Below are 21,721 nucleotides of genomic sequence, written 5' to 3' on the forward strand. Positions count from 1 at the left end.
ATCCAAAGGGATATTTTTCAATCCAACCGGAATACTTTGTGGGGATTTTGGAGCGGTTGTATTGCCGGTGACACCTTAATTGACGACTGTTGTTCCGGGAGGACATTCCGATGCAATTCCACGCGCCTTGCAGGCCGCTCGCCTATTTTCTCTCCATCGTGTTGTGTCTCAATACTTCTCCTGTCCAAGCCGGACAAATCATTCCAGACAGAAATACGGCCACTTCCTTAGAGACAGAAGGAAGAGTGACCGATGTCCGGACATCCACGATCCAAGGAGAGAACGCATTCAACTCTTTCCGCAAGTTTGACGTGTACCAAGACAACGTGGTCAACCTGCATCTTCCTGACGGGACTTCCAATCTTCTCAACCTGGTGCATTCCTATGCCACGCATATTGACGGCGCTCTCAACTCCATCCAAGACGGTGCAATCGGTGGGAACGTGTTCTTTGCCAACCCGCATGGGATGGTGGTGGGAGAAACCGGGTCCATCAATGTTGGTGCTTTAACAGCGATGACGCCCACGCCCCAATATATGCGGGACTTTTTTGATTCCCCGGGTAATCCCTCGGCAGCCGCAGTCAGCAGCCTGCTCAACAGTACGGTCCCAATCAATGAAAATGCCTTAATTTCAGTGCAAGGTCAAATCCATGCAATCGGCGATATTGCGCTGCACGCCGGGAAGATCGCGAATACGGGACTGATCCAATCCGCGGTCAACATGAGAGATATTCCCGAGGCGCCTGCACTTGCTATCCGGAACGGGGAAATCATCCTCTCAGCAGAGCAGGATGTGGTGAATGCCGGGATCATCCGGTCGGAGGGCGCAAATGAGGTGGACGGCGGCAAGATCCATATTCGCGCGGGCCGGGACATAAAGCTGGAGGATGCTTCCGCAGTTTCGGCAAGAGGCCGCGGCGGGAATTCAGACGGGGGGGAGGTCATCATCCTGGCTGACCGGGATGCAGAAATCCTCGGCACGGCACTTGTGGACGTGAGTGGCGGAGAGATCTCGGGGGATGGGGGCTTTGCCGAGTTCAGCGCTGAGGAGGTGGTCAATCTCAACGGGGGCATATTCCAGGCCGGGGCAACGGATGGCGAAGGCGGCAATTTTTTGATTGATCCGGACATCCTCAATATCAACCAAATGCTTCTCAATAGTTCAGACGCCACGTACTTCAGCGGCGGGAACGGTTATTTTGAGGCGGACGAGGTGATTAACATTGGCGCCAACACGACGATCTCCAGCCGGCAGATCGAGTGGATGAATCTCCGCAGCCGCCATTTGAGCGACCCGTCGATTGGGGATTCGGGCAATCTGACCTTTGCCGCGCCCGTGATCAATGTGGGCCGCGGGGCAAGAATTCTGGCCCATGTTTTGGAAGGGGACACCGAACACGCTGCCGGCGATATTGCGTTTCTGGCCACGGACACGGATCGCCTTGGATTTGAGAAGAATGCTTACGCGGGCATCAGCATGGAGGACGCGGTTCTCAAGGGCAAAAATGTTGTTATATCAGCGCTGGCAGATACCTCCTTGCTCCCGGACATGCCGGATGACTCCCCATTGTCCTCTCCTGAAGCGATCGTGGACGCCATCTTTGATTTCACAGGAGATGCGGTGGTGACTCTCTCCGATGCCACGGCCCTGGTGGCCCTTTCCGGGGACACTCAAGTGGAGGCCAGCGGGAACGTGGCCATCAAGGCGGAAGCCATTTCGCGGGCCAACCCGCTGATGCCGGGCTATTTGCTGGGCTTTGCCTGGGGCGAATCGCATGCCACTGCCGAAGCCCTGCTGCAAGACGAGGTTGAAGTCAAGGCCGGCAATGCGGTGGAGTTAAGCGCGGCCACTGAGAATATGGTGAAGGTGACGGCGCGTTCTCATGCCAAAAACAAACCCGTGGATGTCACTTTTGTGAAAGCCGAAACCACTGCCGAGACCACGGCGTCCATCGCCGAAGGAGTGACGGTGGAGGCCGGTTTGGGAGGAGTGAAGGTGGTGGCGACCACGATGAATGATGTGACTGCTACAGCCGAGGCAGTTGAAGTGGGGGCGAGCTCGGCCGGCATTGCCGTGGCGGTTAATGAACTCACCACCCATACCAATGCCTTGGTGGCGGGACAGGTGTTTTCCGAAGGAAATATTGAAATCCGCGCGGATGCCGAAACTAAAAATAACCTGACCGAGGCTCACGCATCCTCGCTCGGCGATACGGAATCCATCGGCACGCAGTTGAACAATGTCATTAGCGGTGCCAAGAACAAGGTTGCCTCTAAAGTTATCGGTAAGCGAGGGGCTGATTTCTTCTTTCCCGGCATCAAATCAGGCAAACTCAACTTTGCCGGATCGGTCGCCTATTGTGACAGTACCAACAACGCCAATGCCTCTATTCAGGGGACCCCTTCCGATCCTGCCCAGGTGGAAGCCCGGGGGAACCTTCTTCTCCAAGCAGCGATTGAAGACAATATGAATATCCACTCTACAGCCAAGACCAGCTCCGACAAGGTGGCTTTGGGCGGGGCCGTGGTCTTCGGGGGCTATGAAAACAATGCGAATGCGTTTATCGGCCCGGACTCCAAAGTGAATGTGCGGGGGTTGTTGGCTCTGGATGCCCAGACTGAGGTGCCGTATCCCTGGGAGGTGGATTTCAGCTCTTTTGATGAAGTGATCGAGCATCTTGCGGGGGGTCTGGAAAATCTTTTGCTGACTTCTTATGCATTCAATTCCAGTAAAGGGAAGGAATACAGCCTGGCAGGGGCAGTCAATCTCTTTGACTTGGACAACACCTCCAATGCCTATATTGATGCAGGGGCTTTGGTCAATTCCGACCCCGGCTATGCCGGTAGCGAACAAGCGGTTTCCCTCTATGCGCATAACGACATCAATAGCCTGAATTTGGTGGGAATGTGGTCCAGCAAAGTTTTGTTTGGGAGCACGCCCAAAGCGGCTTTGGGAGGATCGTACAATCAGCTCAATACCACCGCCTCAGCCAATGCCTATATCAATGAAGACGCCGAAGTGAGCGCGAGCGGGGATATTGTCGTGGGCGCAGACTCTCAGCAGAATACGGTTACCGTCACCATGGCCGGGGGAACTGCGGCTAAGGTGGGTGTGGAAGGGGCTCTTTCCAACTGTGATGTGAAGAACACGGCGACTGCCGTCATTGACGATGATGCCGCGATTTCTGCCGGCCACGATCTCCTGATCAGCGCCGACGGAGATGTGGATCACCTGAATATAACCGGGGGAGTGGTTAAGGCGCAGAACGTGGGTATCGGGGCCTCTGTCTCGATCAATGATGTCACCAGTACGGTGATGGCCGGTATTTCGGATCGAAACACTGAGGCGGTTCCTTTTACAGACAATACCCTGAGCGCCGGCAACCGGGTGACTGTGACCGCTACTGCGGACAATCAGATCGGGGCGTATTCCTTGGCCGGGACTCTGGCCACAGGGGGCTCCTCAGAGCCGCCGGCCGACGGCGAGGAAAACAAAGACTCAGGTAAGGGAAAGTACGGCATTGCGGTTTCCGGGGATGTGTCCCTTAATGCGGTGGACGCCGACACTTTGGCTTTTGTCAAAGACGGGGCGGGGCTTTCTTCGGGTTCCGATACGGGGCTCAGCTCCACGAGCACCTCGGGTATTAGTGCTATTGCCGGATCGGTTGCCATTGCCACGGCCTCGGGCAAATCCTTGGGCATTGCCGGCTCTTATGCCCAGAACGACTTGACGAACGACACGATGTCCTTTGCAGAAAACGCGACTCTGGACGTGACCGGGGATCTGGGTTTGAGTGCCACCTCCAGCGGGCAGGTCAAGGCAATCACTGCGGGCGGCGCCGGAGCAGGTAAAGCCGCGGTTGCGGGGGCCGTATCCATGAACGAGATCTCCAATCGCACGCTTAGCTTTCTAAATGACTCCGCGGTGAATCAGGCGGGCCGACTCGTCCTGAACTCCTTCGACAATTCCCTCACTCATGTCATTGCCGGCGCGCTCAGTTATGGAGGCAAGGCCGGGATCGGCGCCTCCGTTACTCTCAACGATATGGACAATGTCACTCAATCCTATCTCAAGGACTCTGATGTGGAAGCGGAAGAAGACATCAGTTTAGAGGCCGCCAATGACAACGAAATCAAGTCAGTGGCCGCGGCCCTGGGCGCAAGCCAGGAAATTGCCGCGTCCGCCTCGGTTTCGACCAATGAGATCGCCAATGAGGCAGCAGCCTATATCAGCGGCAACAAGAGTAGCGAAGGCATCCGGGCATCCAAAAATATTGCATTATCAGCCAAGGATAGCTCCGACATTCTGGTGGTGACAGGTGAACTGAGCGGTTCTACGGGTGCGGCCGGCATCGGTGGTTCGGTTTCGCTCAATGATATTGACAACAAGCTCAAGGCCTACGTCGAGAACGCGCGGGTGGAGGCCAAAGTCAGTGACCCGGCTACTGCGGATCCGGCGCTATCCGGCAATCTCTTATTGGCTGCGGTGTCTGATGCTAAGATCCTGGCCATTGCCGCGGGCGGAACCGGGGCCTCCAAGGTGGGGCTGGCCGGCACCGTGACTTTGAACGAAATCGCCAACACGGTAGATACGCACATTTCGGGAGGCTCGGATATTGATGCGGCCAATGGCGTGGCTGTGAATGCATCAGATCTTTCGGAAATCCAGTCCTTGGCCGGGGCGGTTGTGGGCGCGGGCAAAGTTTCGGCCGGAGCCGCAGTAGCCACCAATGATATCGGAAACACGCTTAGCTCTTATATAGCAGGTTCGCAGGTCAGCACTTCGGTGGGCGATATTGCCCTTTTGGCTCTCTCAAACGCCAAACTCAAAACGATCTCTGCTGCCGGGGCAGGTGCGGGTACCGCCTCGTTGGCCGGCGCGGTCACGCTCAACGATATTGAGAACCAAGTGATTACAGGCATCGTGGACGAGACGGGAGTCCGTTCCGATGTGGACGCAGGGGGCAAAGTCGTTTTGGCATCCACAGACAGCTCGAGCCTGGACTCTTTGGCCGGTGTGGTGTCCGGGGCCGGGACTGCGAGCGCCGGAGCTTCGGTGGCCACGAACGACATCGGCAATACCCTGGAAACCTTGATTCAAAATTCAGATGTGACTTCGAGTTCCGGTAGCGTGGAATTATCAGCCACCTCTTCGGTTTCTCTGAACTCCATTACTGCCGGGGCGACCGGAGCCGGGTCCTATAGCTTGGGCGGTTCGGTTTCGCTCAATGACATCCGGAACAAAGTCAAAGCCCATATTTCCAGCCAAGCGGATGTGAAGGCCCAGAAAGAACTGAAGTTGTCCGCAGGCGAGAGCTCGGTGATCAAATCGCTGGCCGGCACGGTTTCCGGGGCGGGCACAGCTTCTATCGGGGCGGCCGTGGCTACCAATGACATCGGCAGCGAAATTCAATCGTATATCGACAACGCCGGTGCCGCTTCGCTGAGCGATAAGGTGGAACTGTCGGCCACCACGTCGTCTTTGATCAAGACCTTATCCGCGGGTATTTCCGGGGCCGGTACGGCAACCATTACGGGGGCGGTTTCCCTAAATGACATCAGCAATAAAGTGAGTGCCTACATTGCCAATACACCGGGTGCAGGGCAGACCCCCACAGTCACGGCCCAAAAGAACGTGAACCTGACGGTTCAAGATACGTCGACTATTCAGTCTTTCTCCGGGCAGATCGGGGGAGCGGGGACCGCTGCCATCGGGGGTTCAGCCAGTTATAACGACATTAGCAACGAGCTTTTCGCCTACACAGAAAATGCCCACGTTCTCTCTAATGAAGACAATGTGGCGCTGCTGTCTGATTCGGATTCGAGTATTACGGCGATCTCCGTTGGCGGGTCCGGAGGGGGCACCTTTGCAGCGGCCGGATCCGTGGCGATCAATGAGGTGGAGAACAATGCGCAGGCCTTTCACAAGGGCTCGACTGTTGCGGCCGGGGACAACGTGACCGTGATTGCCCAGTCGGATATCGAAACAGGCATCTACGGGGGCACCATATCGGGTGGAGGTGCGGCCGGCATCGGCGGTTCTGCAGCGGTGAATCTCATCGGCAATACCACCAAAGCCTTCATTAGCCAATCTTCGGACATATCCGCTAAGGGCATGGAGTCTGTGTTGGTGCCCAAGGCCGACAGCACTCAAGCTCAAGAAGCGGTTCAGGGCGTGGCCGTGGTTGCGCTGAACCAGGAAGAGATCGATGCCTTTACCGCGAATCTATCCGGCGGGGGCACGGCCGGGTTAGCGGCCACTGTGTCGGTCACTCTGGTGGAGGATGACACGCAGGCCTTTGTGGACAATTCTTCCGTCAATTCAGACAACTCAGGGGCTGCGGACGATCAGAAAGTCCTGGTGCTTGCCTCAAATGTCACCAATACGGATGTGAAAGGCGGGGGAGTCGCTCTGGGAGGTGCCGCGGGTATCGGGGCCACTGCGGATATCACCCTCATCGACAACAACACCAAGGCCTATATCCGGAATTCCCCTGGGGTGCAGGCCAAGAAAGCAGTCGAGGTGAAATCCTATTCCCAGGAAGACGTCAACTCCGCTGTGGTGAGCGGTAGCGGAGCGGGAACTGCGGCAGTGGCCGGGTCTGTGGCAGTCATTGATGTGGATAGCGTGAACGAGGCTTTCATTAATAACTCCCAGGTGGAATCCGAAGGGGATCTCCGGGTGCTGGCCGAGAACGAAGTGGAGCTGGATGTCACTGCGGGGAGCGTGTCCATTGGAGGCGTGGCCGGCGTGGGCGGCTCGGTGGTCGTGAGCAGCGTGGGCAACCGCACCACTGCGTACATTGCGGATTCCCAGACCGATGCCTTGGGAAGCACCGAGGTCCTGGCCAGGTCGGATGAGGATGTGACGACCTACGCAGCCAGCGGAAATTTGGGGGGCTACTTGGGTGCGGGCGGTTCGGTGATGGTCACGGGGATCGAGACCACGACTCAGGCTTATATCCATGAAGGCTCCGGGCAGACTCAGATCAATCAGTCTTCGGACGATGATGAACAGGATCTGAAGGTGAATGCGCTCAATACCTCCAAGGTCAACGACAACGCGGGCGTGGTTGCGGTCGGGGGATTGGCCGGGGTGGGCGCCTCGATTGATGTCACAACCCTCAAGAATACCGCAACCGCCTCCATCGGATCCGGCGCAAGTGTGCATGCGGGCCGCGATGTGGAAGTGAAGGCGGCATCCGTCAAGAATGTGGATACAGAAGTTCTGGCCTTTGGGGGCGGGGCCGTGGGAGTGCAAGGCGCAGTCGCCATCATCAATGTGGGCAGTGCCATCTCGTCTGAGGGAACGGACGCAGCGGAGAACACGAGTTCGGCGGTGGACGATCAGATTGGCGGCTCTGCGGTGGAGGATCAGCTCGGGAGTTCTGATCTGGCCGCCTCGTCCCGCACCCGGGTGGATGCCCGGACCACCGCCCTTTCCGTTTCAGATCAATTCGATCCCAGCGCGGCAATGAATCAATCCACCACAGCCGCTATTGACGGGGCTGCGGTAAGCAGCCGCGGAAATATTTCAGTCGAGGCTTACGATGCGACCCGGGTGGATACCACCTCCGGCGCCGGAGCCCTGGGTATTGCCGGGATTGGCGGGGCGGTCGGTGTGGTGAGTTTGGAAAATCGCACAAACGCCTATGTGCAAGACGCAAATCTGAGTGCGGGCGACACGGGCAATGTACGTGTGCAGGCGAGCACAATGATTGTGGATTCCGATGTGGAAACAGGCGCCGGGGCCGCAGGCGCGGTGGGCTTGGGCGCGGCGGTTTCCTACATTGATTCTGAAAATCAAACCCTGGCTTATATCGGACCGAATACGGAGATCGATCATGCCGGGGATGTGCAAGTACTCTCCCAGACATCCTCGGATATCAATGCCGAGGCCTTTGGCGCGGCAGTGGGCGCCTTGGCCGCTGGGGTGGTTATTTCCGATGCGTCAGAGGCAAGCCAGACAAAGGCCTACTTGGACAGCAGTGCGCGGATTGGAGATGCTGCCGATTCCTCCAAGGCGGTTCAGAATTTGAACATTCAGGCAAAAGGCGTTCATGGGGTACGAGCCCACTCGCAGGCAGCGGCGGGCGGCTTGTTGGCCGGAAACGGGGCCGATGCCACTGCCGAAGCCAAACCTGTGGTGCAAGCCTACATCACGGATGCTGCGGCAGGTAGCAGGACCTCACCCAATATCGAACTGGATCAAGATATCCGAATCGGGGCCTATGAGATATCCGATGCCAAAGCCTATGCCGAGGGCGTTACCGTAGCCGCATTGGGAGCGGGAGTTTCGACTGCCGACGCGACTGTGGCTCCCTCTGTTTCCGCTTTCATCGGCAAGAACAATGTAATACAGGCCGGGGGCGATCTGCTTGTGGAGTCTTCCAATAACTACGATGAGGAGGGGAATCTGGCGCAGTGGAGAGCCTATGCAGATGCCACGGCTTCTGCGGGCGCGCTCATTGGTGTGGCTTCTTCTGACGCCGAGGCCAAAGCCGTTCCGGTGGTACAGGCCTATGTGGGCGAAAACGCGAGTATCCAAGCGGGCGGAATGCTCGGAGTGTTAGCCAAGTCTTATGGAATAGCTGCTTCCCGGGTGAGCGGTTTCTGCGGCGGCCTGGCCGCCTATGGGTCCAATACCGGCTCCTCCTCGATAGCGAGCTCGGTCAATGCCCATTTGGCCAAGAACATATCCGTAGAAGCCGGGAACGTACGGGTGGACGCTGCCAATGTGAATGATACCTATACCAATGCCCGGGCCGGCGCGGGGGGCTTGGTGGCCGGCGCCGCAGTGAAAGCACTGACTTTGCAGTCGAATACCACCCTAGCCTATATCGATACGAGCGATGAGGATAATGAGCAAAAGATACAAGCGCAGGAGGACGTGAAAGTAAATGCACAAGGGACTTCTATCTTAAATGCTAAAGCAGACTCCACTTCGGCCGGTGTGGTGGGTATGAGCGGAGGGACCATCCTCAACAGGGCTCAGTCCACCGTGAATTCGTTTATTGGGGCAAATAACTCCGTAAACGCGGGCCGGGACTTGCGGGTTCAGGCTATCAACTGGACCCGAAAAGACTATATAGGCAATAACATTACAGCCGGGGCGGGTGGAGTATTCGGTGGTGCAGCAGGTACCAGCACTTCTTATCTGGACAATTTCACCTACGCGCACGTTAACGGAAATACTTCAGCGGGTTCAGCTCGGACTCTCAGTGCAGGAAGGGATTTGACCGTGTCCTCCGAAAACAATGTGTTGGCCTTTGACATGGGTAAATTTTCCTCAGGCGGCTTGGTTGCAGTTGCCGATGTGCATTCGAATATCTTCAACACCAATCTTGCCGAGACTTCTGTGGGAGAAAACTCAGACCTTCAGGCAGGGAATGATGTGAATGTAACCTCGCGTGCCATTGCCAACGTGGGCACCGTGACCAACACAAGCACCTGGGGTCTGGCCTCTTCGGGCGATGGCAAGGCCGAAGTCAAAGTCAAGATTGATAACAACACAAATATAGGGAAGAACGCCCGGATTCATGGGCATCAGGACGTGCACATCGGTGCCGGGGAGGGGCCGGATAATATCCAGAACTATCTGATTGCCAAATCCGAGGCGCGCTCTTGGGTTTCCGGCGGTATTCCTCTCAGTGATGTGGTGGGTTATGCGACTCTGGAAGACTACAACGATATTGACCTGGCAGAAGGATCCTATGTGAAGGCGAACCGGGATGTCACGCTCAATTCGCTGAGTGGTTTTACGTATGTACAGGGCTATGCCAGGGCCAAGAAGAAGACCTATTTGCTCTTTGGAATTCCCATCACTATTTACAGCAACGGAACGCGCGGCACCTGGTATGAGCCCAAGGACAAAGATTACTCAGTCACAGTCAACGGCACGGTGGAAAGCGGCTTGGACCGGGAGAAGACGGTCTTCATTGATGAGAACGAGCAAATCACGGGAAATATCGGCTACAGCACGAGCATGATTAATCTGCTGGAAAGGCTGAATGCGAAGATTGATTTACTGGACGGGAAGATTCTGGAGATCGATCCGGAGAACAAGTACCCGAATCATCCGGAATCCGACCTCCTGGCAGCTCTGTATACGGAAAGAGATCACTTGGTGACCAAGCGGGCCGACTACGAAGGCTTGCCGGATGTCAGACTCATCACGATCGAGGACGCGGCCACTAGTGGGGGGCAGATCCTCATTAACGGCAACCTCAAGGGGAGCGGGAAGCTCATTGCTCCGGGCAATAACTTCAGAATCGGCATCATGAATGACTCCTTTGCCCATTTGCAGGTCAATAACCTCGAAATCCCTGAAGACAGTTCCGGCGAAATATTTCTCAATGGCCGCAGCATTATCAGCCACCCTACTGTGGAAATTGATTTCGGAGAGAACCTGGGCCGCCGCATTGAGATTTTCAATTACGTGGACTTGGACGACCCGGATCGCGTGCCGGATCCGGATGCCGTGATTCCCTCGGATATTGTCATTGACGGCGATCTCACGGCCTATGGCGGAAAAATTGAGATTATCAACAATTCGGGAAGCATTGCCACGGCCGGGGACATCAGTGCGGACGAGATCGTAGTCAAGGCCAAACACGGCAGCTTCACCCATGAATACACCCCAGGCCTCTACCACGCGGGAACCGTGATGGTGGGCAACACCATCTATATCAGTGCCGAAATTCTGGACATCAACGGCACAATCCAGAGCGGGTTCCCGCATCGCTATATCACCATCCCGGCATTCAATCCGGACACGGACCTTATTACCCGCTATGGAGTGGAGAATGTGATTCCCACAATTGGGGATGAAAACACAGTGGCTGTGTGGGACGCAGAGAATGAGCGCATCAAACTCTTCCGCATTGGCTTTAGCGCGGGCACGATTGAGCTCTTTGGGGAAATCGTCAGTACGACGGGTGAAGGCCGGATCAAGTCCATGGACGGCTATGGGCAGATTGACATTGTGAATGACTCTGCCAGGGACCTGGTGGTCCATACGCTGGATTTGAGCGAGAGACTCACCGGAAAAGTAAAGATTACCGACACCGGAAAAAAGACACCGGAGAACTACCCCTTGACCACGATTTACACCACGGAAGACAACAATGTGTATGTGGAAACAGGCTATAAAGAGCGTTTTCCGGACGGCGCCTGGGAATGGCATCAAGTGGGCACGGACACCCTGACAGGCACTAGAAATGCGGAATATGAGCCCTACGAGAACGCTGTGGTGGCTGAGTTCGACGACTGGGCTCTCTCTTACAAGGATGTGCAGGATAGCTGGACCCACTGGTGGGATGCCATCAAGATCAATGAGGACCGGGATGTGGTCTTCACCCTGGCCGTGGATGCAGTGACCAAGACCCAACTCTTGAATAAGTACGGGGTCAAGGCCGATTACCCCATTGCCATTGAATTCACAGGTAATCCGGATCAAGGCGTCGTCAATATCACCAATACCGGAGCCTCGGATATTTGGATTAATGGCTCCATTGAGAACCCCAGCGGACCTGTGAATATTTCAAACCAAGGAGGGAGTATCCTGGGTCTGAATTCGACTTTTGTAGTGCAAGGCGGAGATCTTGATTTCAGTGCGCCTTTGGGCTCGGTGGGTTCTGATGAGCAGGAGATTGTGATCGATACCACGGGAGGATCTCTTTCTGTGCTTGCGGACGGCATGGTTCGACTTCATGAGGAATCCGGGGATCTCCACATCAATTCCCTAATTACCAACGGAGATGTAGAGGTAGTGGCTGAAGGGTCGATTTGGGATAAGCCGGACCAGGTGGCGGGTGTGGTGGGCAAAGCCATTTCCTTGACTTCCCAAAACGGCGGAATCGGTACGTCCTCCAATGCTTTACTCATGGACTCGGACGGAGTGGTAGGCGCCGAGGCCCAAGACAGTATTTATTTAGTGGAGCAACAGGGGGATCTCTTGCTTGAACAAATTATCTCCCACGAGGGCGACGTTGTTCTGGGGGTTGACGGCGGGGTGGAAGACTATCACTGGAACGAGGCCCTGGACGATGATACGGCCGAAGAATTGGGCGCCACTTGGGACGATTTGGAGTTGCAAGACGAGAACCGGGTCGAGGAATCCATTCAGGATTACAAGGACGAGAAGAAGGAGGAATATCAGGAAGAGCATCTAGTCGATGATGGCGGCACACCCACGGATTCGAGTGATGATGTTTATGACAACACCTATGATCCAAATTGGGAATATGTGTTGACCGCGGAGGAAGAATCCAACTTCCGCGAAGGCGTTTGGACCGAAGAGGAATTGGTCAATGCCAAGAATGTGGCCTCGGTGCCCAGGAGCGGTGTGGCCGAACTTCTGCTGGAGAGGCCGAATATCTCAGGCCGTAACATCACGGTTATGGCCGGCGGAGGGGTGGGGAGTGTTCTGGCTGACGAGACTATTTCTCAGGCCGACATTGATTCGGGCAATGTCACAGACGATCAGAAGATCTTGTTGGCCTTGGCTGAGAAAGATGACCTCACCCATGTAGACGCGGATGTGATTGTGCAACTCAAGAATGATGTGGACATGGAAGCCGCTGGAAGCATTGATATCCGGGCGGTCGACCATATTTACCTGGGCGCCGAGACCGACGTCAATATTGATACGCTCAGTTCTAACGGAGAACTCCGGCTCAAAATCGATGGAGACATTATGAACGGGGATCCGTCGGGTAGCAGTATCAACCTGATTGGCAACCGCTTGATTATTGAGTCCACAACAGGCGACGTGGGTGCAGCACAGCTACCCATCGTCATGGACCTGAGTCCGGACGCACTGACTACAGGTCGCGCCTTGGGAGACATCAACCTGGAAGAGCGTTTGGGAAACTTTAGTGCCGACAGCCTCACCAGTCAGGAGGGTTCAGTTCGTATCTGGGTGAGCAATGGAGACGCGGACATTACTAAGGTGACCGCTCCAGATGAGGTCCAGGTGGCGGTGAATCGGGGAGACCTTAACATCGAAAACCTCGATCCGGCTTTCGTGAATTTGCATGCAAATAACGTCAATGTTGAGAACCTCAATCACGAGGGCGCTGCAGGGCCTTTGCACTTAGACGTGGGCGGAAGCTCCGGCTCTATGGCCGATACCGTCAACATGCACATTGCTTCAAGCCGGCCTGTTGTGTTTGATCATCTATCTGCCGAATTTGCCTCCATTGACGCCCAGACTGCGGACCTTTCGCTCCTGGACACCTTAATCGGCAGTTATGCGGAATTCAACAACAGTATCTTCGATGTGTTCATGGACAATGTAACTCCCGGATTGCTCAATTGCGCGGTTCAGATTTGGTCGCCGGGCTCGCCTTTTTCCTTGGTCTTTTCCGGAGACAAAAGGCCGCTTACCAGCGCGCACATCGTGCACTACATCGGCTATGAGTACATCGTCAACAAGTTCAGTACCGAGAATAGCGTGACCCGGCTGGTGGACAAGTTCTTGAGTACCTCGGGATACAGCCGTTACCAATTCGCCGAAGAAACGGTGCAACGATCGCAGAATGTGAATCTTTTCTGGTCTCCGCTTTTATATCATGAGATCGACCTCGCGGACGAGGTTCTTTATGAATGGCTGAGCAATGAGCTCGAGGATTACTACAATTCGCTGGGGAAGGAAGAGGATGATGAAAATGGCGCATAGGAGATCGCACTGGATCCCGCTGATTGTGCTTGTTATTTGGAGTATTGCCTCCGCAGGCTGGGCCCAGGGCACCGCAGATACTGAAACAGACAAGGATGAAGAACTAGTTGTCCAAAAGATTGTGACCGACCATTCGGAAATTCTGCCCGAGGAAGAACTCCAAGCAGTGCTGAGAAGCTACGAAGGGAAACAACTGAGTATCTACGACTTGCACGAGGTCGTGGATGAGATTAATGCTCTCTACCGGGCCAGGAACTATGTGACGGCCCGGGCTATGCTGCTGCCCCAAAAGGTGGAAGACGGAGTCGTTAAAATCAAGCTGGTGGAGGGGCGCTTGGGCAGGATCGAAGTGGAGGGAAATAAATATACGCGGGATTCCTTTTTCAAAAGGCGGATCTCTATGCGCAACGGGGATGTCATGGATTTGAAGAGCCTGGAAAAGGATCTGGAGTTTTTCAACAGCACCAATGATTGCAAGATGCGCGCAGAGCTGAGAGCCGGAGAGGAGCCGGGCACCAGCGATTGCATCCTCAAGGTGGAAGAACCCAAAAGATGGCAGGCCTCCACCTTTGTGGACAACGCGGGCCGGGACGATGTGGGTCTGTACAGAATCGGTGCTCTGCTATCGGTTAACAGTCTCCTGGGTTTCAGAGACCGTCTTTCTTTGGCCACTTATTATGCGGACGGGACCACTTCAGGGTCTGTGGCCTATGACATTCCGATCACCCGCAAGGGAACGCGGATTGGGGCCAGCTATGACCAGAACCAAATCGAGGTGATTGGCGGTGACTTTAGTGTTTTGGATATTGATGGAGACTCCTCGGATATCAGCGCGTATATCAGCCATCCCCTCATCGGGAGGCCACGGTTGGTGTCAACCGGCTTTGCGGAGTGGCACGAAAAACAGACCACCACCCGCTTTGCAGGCGTGCCGCTTGTGGAGTCCGGTGTGAGCACAGTAAGCGGCGGATTTGACTTGCAGGCCTACGACGACCACGGCATGTGGTATTTTCGTAATGAGCTCAGCTTCGGGTCTTCTGACCTTGAGAATACTGAGGACTTTTTTAGATGGACAGGGGACCTGAGCCGCTTCCATTTATTCAAGGATGACCGGACTCTCATCCTGAGAGCAAGCGCTCAGTGGGCTAATGAGGATTTGCTGCCTTCTTCCGAACAATTTCAAATCGGCGGGCTCTCCACAGTGCGGGGATTTGATCAAGGACTCTTGATCGGAGACAAAGGCTACCTCATGTCCGCCGAACTCAACTGGCCCTTGTTCCGCAAAGAAAGTAAACTGAGAAACAAACTCAAGGGGGCTGTGTTTATCGATCACGGCGGAGCGTTCCCTTTTAAGCCCGGAGGCGAGGGGATTGACAGCGAGGACTTTCTAACCAGTGTGGGCGCGGGTTTGGTCTTCAATCTCTCGAAATACTTCAATGGACGCATCAGTTACGGGTTTCCTCTCAGCGATCAGGAATCGGACAAGGGAGAGGGACAACTCCATTTCTATATCCAGTCGAATTTGTTCTAGACTAGCTAAAACCCAGAGCAGGTTCCTGAGGACCGGCTATTTGATCTTTACACCAGGGACGGTTCTTAGCTGCCCCTTGTGACTCAACAAGTTATGCGAGAACCGTCCCTATTGGGAAGTACGGGGCCGTTTTGGACCCCTTCAGAACCTCTCTGGGTTTAATTTGTGTTGTCAAAAATCGGAGGCAGTTATGACTAGATACATACTGGGCATCACAGGAGTGCTGCTGACGCTTGTTGGCTGCGGCACCGGAAAGCCGGATGCCTCTGCAGCGATATCTATTAACGGAATCGAGTTCACTGCCTCGGAATTTGAGCAGGCCTATGAGACATCTTCCTACGCTCAATCCAAATTGCCGGACTCAAGGGCGGAGTTTCTCGACACCTTTGTCAAGAGCAAGCTGCTTTTGAGCGCGGCCCTCCAGCAAGGACTGGACAAGGATCCGGACTTTCTTGAGGATGTGGAATCCTTTTGGAATCAGTCCCTTTTGAAACTTGCACTGGACCAACAGATGAAGCAAGTATCTGCGGGCCTTGTGGTCTCAGACGCCGAAATTCAAGGCTTCTATGAAGCTCGAAAGGCTGAGTATTTTGCGGGCGTCACTCTGGAGCAATCCCAGGAGGCAATTAAGACGGTGCTTTTGAGGGAAAAACGCCAGCAAGCCCTGGAGTCTTGGATCAATTCCTTGGAAAGAAGGGCACAGATAGAAATCGATTACGGATTGCTGAAGATTCCCGCAGGGTCCATGTTGGAGGAGCCGAGCAATGAAACCCAGAATTAAACGCAGAAACTACTTTATTGATAGGAGCTTCCAGGCTAAATTTGCGATTAAGTTTTGTGTCGTAGTCCTGCTTTCCTCGATCCTTGCCGGGGCTGCGATTGTGGCCCTTTCCGGCAATTCAACCACCGTGGCCATTGAGAATACCAAGGTTGTGGTCAAAGGGACCACGGATTTTCTTCTGCCCTTGATGATACAAACTTTGATCATTGTGACGATTTTTGCCTCAGTCTCTGTGATTGCCCTGAGCCTTTTGGTGTCGCATAAGATCTCTGGGCCGCTGTTTAGCCTGAGGCGAACCGTGGATTCCATCAAGAACGGGAATCTGAACGCACAGTTTCACATTAGACGGGATGATCAGATTCAGGCACTGGCAGATTCCTTAAACGGCATGGCGGAAACTCTCAGCGATCGATGGATGCTTGCCAAGGAAAAAGTGATTACCTTAAATACCTTGGTGGAGGATCCCAATCCAGACAAACAGAGGATTCAAGCCGTCTTGAATGAATTGGACGAGTCCCTCAACTATTTCCAACTCCAGGAAGGCAATGCAAATCATTCGTAAGAGCCTGCTCGCTCTTAGCGTAATAGCCTTTCTTTGTGCCGATGTGTGCGCTCAGGATTTGGAAACGCGTTACTTTGATGTAACCGTGCACGAAGACGTTGACATTGTCCAGCTCTATTCACAAATTCATGTCAATGAATTCGAACACCTCGATATCTTGGTTGGGGGGGATCTCAGCGACCCCACTCAAGGTCTTAAGGAATGCCTGGATGCGCTTTACTTGGAAGTCTCGGATATCCTGGACATCCACCTGAGGACTGTGCGGTATAAAATCGAAATCTATTCCTCCAAGCTGGATTTGGCCGAGGTATCTGTGCGAAATTACGGTTACCATAAGCACGGTTCGGCCTACTACTCGTTTGAGCGGAATACACTCTATTTTTGTGCCGAGGAGCTGCGTACGGGAATTCTGGGCCACGAGATGGCCCATGCGATCGTGTGCAGTTATTTTGTGGTTCCGCCCCCGGAAAAGGCCCAGGAAATCCTCTGTGGCTATGTGGAATTCCAACTCAACAAAAAGCTTGCATTGTGAATTCCAATGAGCTAAACTACAGTTCAATGTAACCGTTGAATCGGACTGAGTAGTTCTCTTGGTAAGTGTTTCCTAACTGCCGCATAGCTTGTCTCTTGCCTCCGTATGGCGACTCCCTAAAAGCTCTCATCTCCCTTCAACCCAAACTAAGGAGTGACAAGTTATGTCATTTAAACTCTATGTAGGAAATCTGGCCTACTCAACCACAGATGCCGATCTTAACGAGCTGTTTGCCTCATTTGGAACGGTGGAGAGCGCACAAGTGCTCAAGGACAAATACACAGGCGATTCCAAGGGCTTCGGTTTTGTCGAATTAGCCTCGGCTGATGAGGGGAATCAGGCAATTCAGGCTCTGGACGGCAAGGACTTCCAGGGACGTCAACTGAAGGTCAACGAAGCTCGGCCGCGTACTGAAAAAACGGGACAGCGCAGCTACGGTTCCAGAAATAGCTACTAAAGAAAACTCTTAAGTCGCGTAACAACGAAAATAGCGGAGCTTTGAGGCTCCGCTATTTTCCTGTACGCCGGGAACAGAGTTTATGGTTCTTGGGGAAGTTGAATTGATGAGAACAGAAAATACATCCAATTTTGATGAATTCGGACTCAGCGCATCCGTGTCCATAGCGCTGAGAGATTCCGGTTATAAAACGCCCACGCCTATCCAGTCTGCAACCATACCGCTTTTGTTGGAGGGTAAGGATGTGGTGGCGCAGGCTCAGACCGGGACGGGAAAAACCGCCGCCTTTGCCTTGCCTTTACTCACGAGAATTGATTTCAATGGTAAGCTGCCGCAAGTCCTTGTCCTGGCCCCCACTCGAGAGCTAGCCATTCAAGTCTCAGAAGCCTTCAGGCGCTATTCCAAGCATATGCACGGTCTCAGTGTGACTTCAATCTACGGCGGCCAGCCTTATGGGGTTCAACTTCGGGAACTCAAGCGAGGCGTCAATATAGTGGTAGGAACTCCGGGTCGCGTGATGGATCACATGCGCAGAGGCACCCTGAAACTGGATGCGCTGGAGTGTCTGGTTTTGGATGAGGCCGATGAGATGTTACGTATGGGATTCATCGAGGATGTGGAATGGATCCTTAGCGAAATACCCACAGAACATCAAACAGCGCTGTTTTCAGCGACAATTCCTCCGGCGATTCGTGATATCGCGGAAAAGCACCTAAAGAAGCCTGAACAAATCCAAATCAAGCAGAAGACCTCGACTGCCGAAACCGTCAATCAAAGGTATTGGCTGGTCAGAGGAATGCAAAAGGTAGATGCCCTGTGCCGTATGCTGGAGGCGGAAGACAATGACGGTGTGATCGTCTTTGTGCGGACGAAGTCGGCAACCGTGGAATTGGCTGAAATGCTGGAGAGCAGGGGCTATGCTTGTGCGGCTCTAAACGGCGACATCCCCCAGGCGAAGAGAGAGCGGACAATCAAGCGGATTAAGGCCAAAGATATCAATATTTTGGTCGCCACGGATGTGGCTGCACGGGGTTTGGATATTGAGCGAATCAGTCATGTGATCAATTACGATATTCCACACGATGCGGAAGCTTATGTGCATCGAATCGGACGCACGGGCCGCGCAGGCCGCACAGGTGAGGCAATTTTATTTGTGACCCCTGCTCAAAGGCGCTCGCTGGGATTTATTGAAAGAGCCACAAAGCAGAAGATTACACAGATGGAGTTGCCTGCAGCTGACGCAATTAACAGCAAAAGAGTCGCACAGTTTAGTGCACGGATTACGAAAGCACTTGAGTCTGCAGATATCGAAAGCTTCTATGAAATTATCCGCAAATATCAAAAAGAGCATAAGGTGGACGCTGGGAGAATTGCTGCTGCGCTGGCAAAGATGATTCAGGGGGATCAGCCTTTGCTTTTGCCCAAAGAGCGTATTCCTCAAGTTCAGTTTGATCGAAGGGATGCGGTGCGCAAGAAGGAAAAAACAGCAAGGCCCGTGTTGGAACGGCCTAAGGCAAAGCTGCGGCATGAATCGGTGCCTCCGGATGTGGGAATGGAGCGGTTCCGGGTGGAGGTGGGGCTGGAGCATGGAGTGAAACCAAGCCGGATTGCGGCGGCTATTGCAAAGGCCGCAGGGATCGGACGCGAGTACATAGAGGGTGTCGACAGTTATGACCGGTACAGCACTGTGGATCTTCCCAAAGGCATGCCCGTCGCGGTCTTCCATGATTTGCAGAGAGTCATTGTTTCTGGGTTTCCTCTGAAAATTTCCAGAATGGAACCAGTCCAAACCAGACCTCAACGCCCGGACAGAAATCCTCCGGCAAAACGGAAGAAAAAGAAGTCTTACGCCTAGCCGGGTCCTTTTACTCGAAGCTTATTTCTCATTTTTCCTGCTGTGAAGGTATAATGTTTTGTCGGCAATACAATTTAGCCTGGGGTCTGTCCGGTTAGTTGCTCTAACAAAGGAGATAATATTTGAAGAAGATAGTCATGCTGCTGATGCTTGTGTCTGTCATGATGCTGGGATTCGGAGTCGTCTACGCAGGAGACGGCCCCGGAGCCGGGCCTGCGCCGAATTCCGGAGATGGTATTCCGGACGGGAGCGGATTTGAGGTGCCTCCGGGTCCGAGCGGGAGCGGTGCTGCAAGTGCTGCGAGTGGACAGGTGGGTCCGGCGCCGAATTCCGGTGATGGGATACCGGATGGAAGCGGATTGCCCTCTCCGAATGGCCCGGCACGTAACTGATTAGTCTGGATTTCGGGGTCAGCTCTTGAGCAATGATGGTGCCTAGTAAGCACTCAAGAGCTGGCCCCGAAATCATTTTTAGTGCCAAATGACGTGAGGACTCGGGAAGTCCAGATGAGTGCTTTGTTCGCCCAAACTGTGTCATGCAGTGTTTTATGGTTCCGCGTTTTACTGGACTTCCGGTCTGGTGTGTGATTCATGGGATATACTTTAACTTGTGCTTGTGCACTCGTTTGGGCGACGTTTCGGGGACGAGGGGGCAATGTCATGAGAATATCTTTAGTTGTGTGTGGCGTGCTGTTTGTGGGGGCATCCTTTCTCAGTGCGGTCAACGTTTATGCAGGAAACGCGCCGGAAGGCAAGAAGGTTTCCGTTGTCGGCCAAAAGCCGGATATTGCTGGCGTGAATTTTGGCGCCGTTACCTATATTAGCCGCACGGGTGAAAGTGCCTATTCGCTCTCGGTCACAGGAGACGCCGCAGCACCCAGTGATGTGGTGCTGGTGGGTGAAAACCACGATTCCAGCGGTAATCTCACCGGTGTTGATGACAGTGCGGGTGTGGCTACGGACCTAAACACTTCAGTCATTACGATCACGAATGCCGTTGTGAGCGGAAGCACCGCCACCCAGGGCGGCATTACTGCGCCCGACCTCTCCCTTTGGATAAGCTACTTCAGACAAGTCGCCGACGTGACCCTCACTATGGACACGACGTACGCAAGCACGACCATCGGCAGTGCCGCCAACTACCAAATAGTCTATGTGGATGATGCGCAGATTACGTTGCAGAGTGGTTTTGAGGGGTTCGGGGTACTCGCGATCGAGGACAAGAATCCGGGCCCTGCGCGTGCCCCGCGTTTGGTAATGGAAGGGGATGCCAAATGGACCGGCCTGGTCTTTATCTTTCAGGAAGATGTTTCAGGGAGCGCGAATGATGTCTCCAGGATCAAGATGCTGGGGACACCGGGCAATCTGTACGATCTTGCGGATTTTGTTTTCTTGGCTAAGAACGGAATCTCCATTGATAAAGAACTCACGGTGGTGGCCGGTTTCTTGGGTGTGAACAATCCCGGGGGTACCTTTGTAAGCGACAAGACCAGCACGGTCAACGGGGATGTGATCGCGGATTCCGTGACTCTCGGCAAGGACTGCGTCATCAACGGGGATCTTCACTACAACTCCGCCTCTCTTGGCAGCGGAGTGGTGGTGACCGGGACGACATACACAAGTATGACCACCCCGTTCGTGCATCTCCCGGTTTTTCCGAGTTTTTCGGCTGGCGTATCGGATGTGAATATCGGAGCGAGTGCTACCTTGGACTTGGCGCCGGGCTCTTATAAGGATGTCAACGGCGGCATGTACTCCACTCTTCGTTTGACGGGAGGAGTTTACTACTTTGAGGACATCTACATGGCCAAGGAATCCTATATCTACTACGAAGCTCCTGCTGAAGTCCATATCAAGGGGAATCTGGATACCGATAAAACTTTGTATGTGGGGCCCGCTCCTGCGAGCGGCCTGGGGACAGATGATGTGGTGTTGTATGTCGAAGGCAGTGTGCCCGCCTTCAGCAAAGCTTCGACTTTTCTCGGGACCTTGTACGCGCCCAATGCGAATCTTTCCATTGATAAGGATGGTGTCTTCCAGGGCCAGGTGATCTCCAATACCATCAATATGGACAAAGGGGCGACGGTAGTCCTGGACAATACCTGGTTCACGGGGGCAGTCGGATCCGGCGGATTGCGCCCCCAGGTTTTGGGAGGCCTGCTTCTCGTTGGCCGGGAATTCTTTGTGCCCGACGGGAACACCTACTGCGATATTCTTTATTCCTCCGAGGTACTCGATAACGTGGAGACTGCGATCGAGAGCAGACCTCACCGCTGGATGGACTGGAGAGAAGCCGAATAGACTCCCGGCCACTCCGAAAGC

General features: G+C 54.2%; 9 protein-coding genes. All 9 read left to right on the top strand.

Annotated features, from left to right (window positions below; all coding sequences use genetic code 11):
* The first annotated feature begins 110 nt into the window (after positions 1 to 110).
* Positions 111 to 13,682: a leukotoxin LktA family filamentous adhesin gene (locus JW937_01465; protein ID MBN1586078.1), complete on the top strand. Its 13,572-nt coding sequence runs from the start codon at positions 111 to 113 to the stop codon at positions 13,680 to 13,682.
* Entirely contained in the window at positions 13,672 to 15,213 is a 1,542-nt protein-coding gene (locus JW937_01470; GenBank protein ID MBN1586079.1) for a ShlB/FhaC/HecB family hemolysin secretion/activation protein, read from the top strand. The genes JW937_01465 and JW937_01470 overlap by 11 nt, the downstream gene beginning before the upstream one ends.
* A gap of 190 nt (positions 15,214 to 15,403) precedes the next feature.
* Entirely contained in the window at positions 15,404 to 15,994 is a 591-nt protein-coding gene (locus JW937_01475) for a hypothetical protein (protein MBN1586080.1), read from the top strand.
* Positions 15,978 to 16,556: a HAMP domain-containing protein gene (locus tag JW937_01480; GenBank protein MBN1586081.1), complete on the top strand. Its 579-nt coding sequence runs from the start codon at positions 15,978 to 15,980 to the stop codon at positions 16,554 to 16,556. Before JW937_01475 ends, JW937_01480 begins: the two co-directional genes overlap by 17 nt.
* Positions 16,540 to 17,088: a hypothetical protein gene (locus tag JW937_01485; protein ID MBN1586082.1), complete on the top strand. Its 549-nt coding sequence runs from the start codon at positions 16,540 to 16,542 to the stop codon at positions 17,086 to 17,088. Before JW937_01480 ends, JW937_01485 begins: the two co-directional genes overlap by 17 nt.
* Before the next feature lie 163 nt (positions 17,089 to 17,251).
* A complete protein-coding gene (locus JW937_01490; GenBank protein MBN1586083.1) occupies positions 17,252 to 17,545 on the top strand; it encodes an RNA-binding protein in 294 nt (97 codons plus the stop codon).
* A gap of 106 nt (positions 17,546 to 17,651) precedes the next feature.
* Positions 17,652 to 19,400 (top strand): DEAD/DEAH box helicase, encoded by a 1,749-nt coding sequence (locus JW937_01495; GenBank protein MBN1586084.1) that lies wholly within the window; start codon positions 17,652 to 17,654, stop codon positions 19,398 to 19,400.
* A gap of 122 nt (positions 19,401 to 19,522) precedes the next feature.
* Entirely contained in the window at positions 19,523 to 19,792 is a 270-nt protein-coding gene (locus JW937_01500; protein ID MBN1586085.1) for a hypothetical protein, read from the top strand.
* 267 nt (positions 19,793 to 20,059) lie between these two features.
* Positions 20,060 to 21,700, top strand: a complete 1,641-nt coding sequence (locus JW937_01505; protein MBN1586086.1) for a hypothetical protein — start codon at positions 20,060 to 20,062, stop codon at positions 21,698 to 21,700.
* Positions 21,701 to 21,721 lie beyond the last annotated feature (21 nt).

The sequence above is a fragment of the Candidatus Omnitrophota bacterium genome, from assembly GCA_016929445.1.
GTDB lineage: Bacteria > Omnitrophota > Gorgyraeia > JAFGIU01 > JAFGIU01 > JAFGIU01.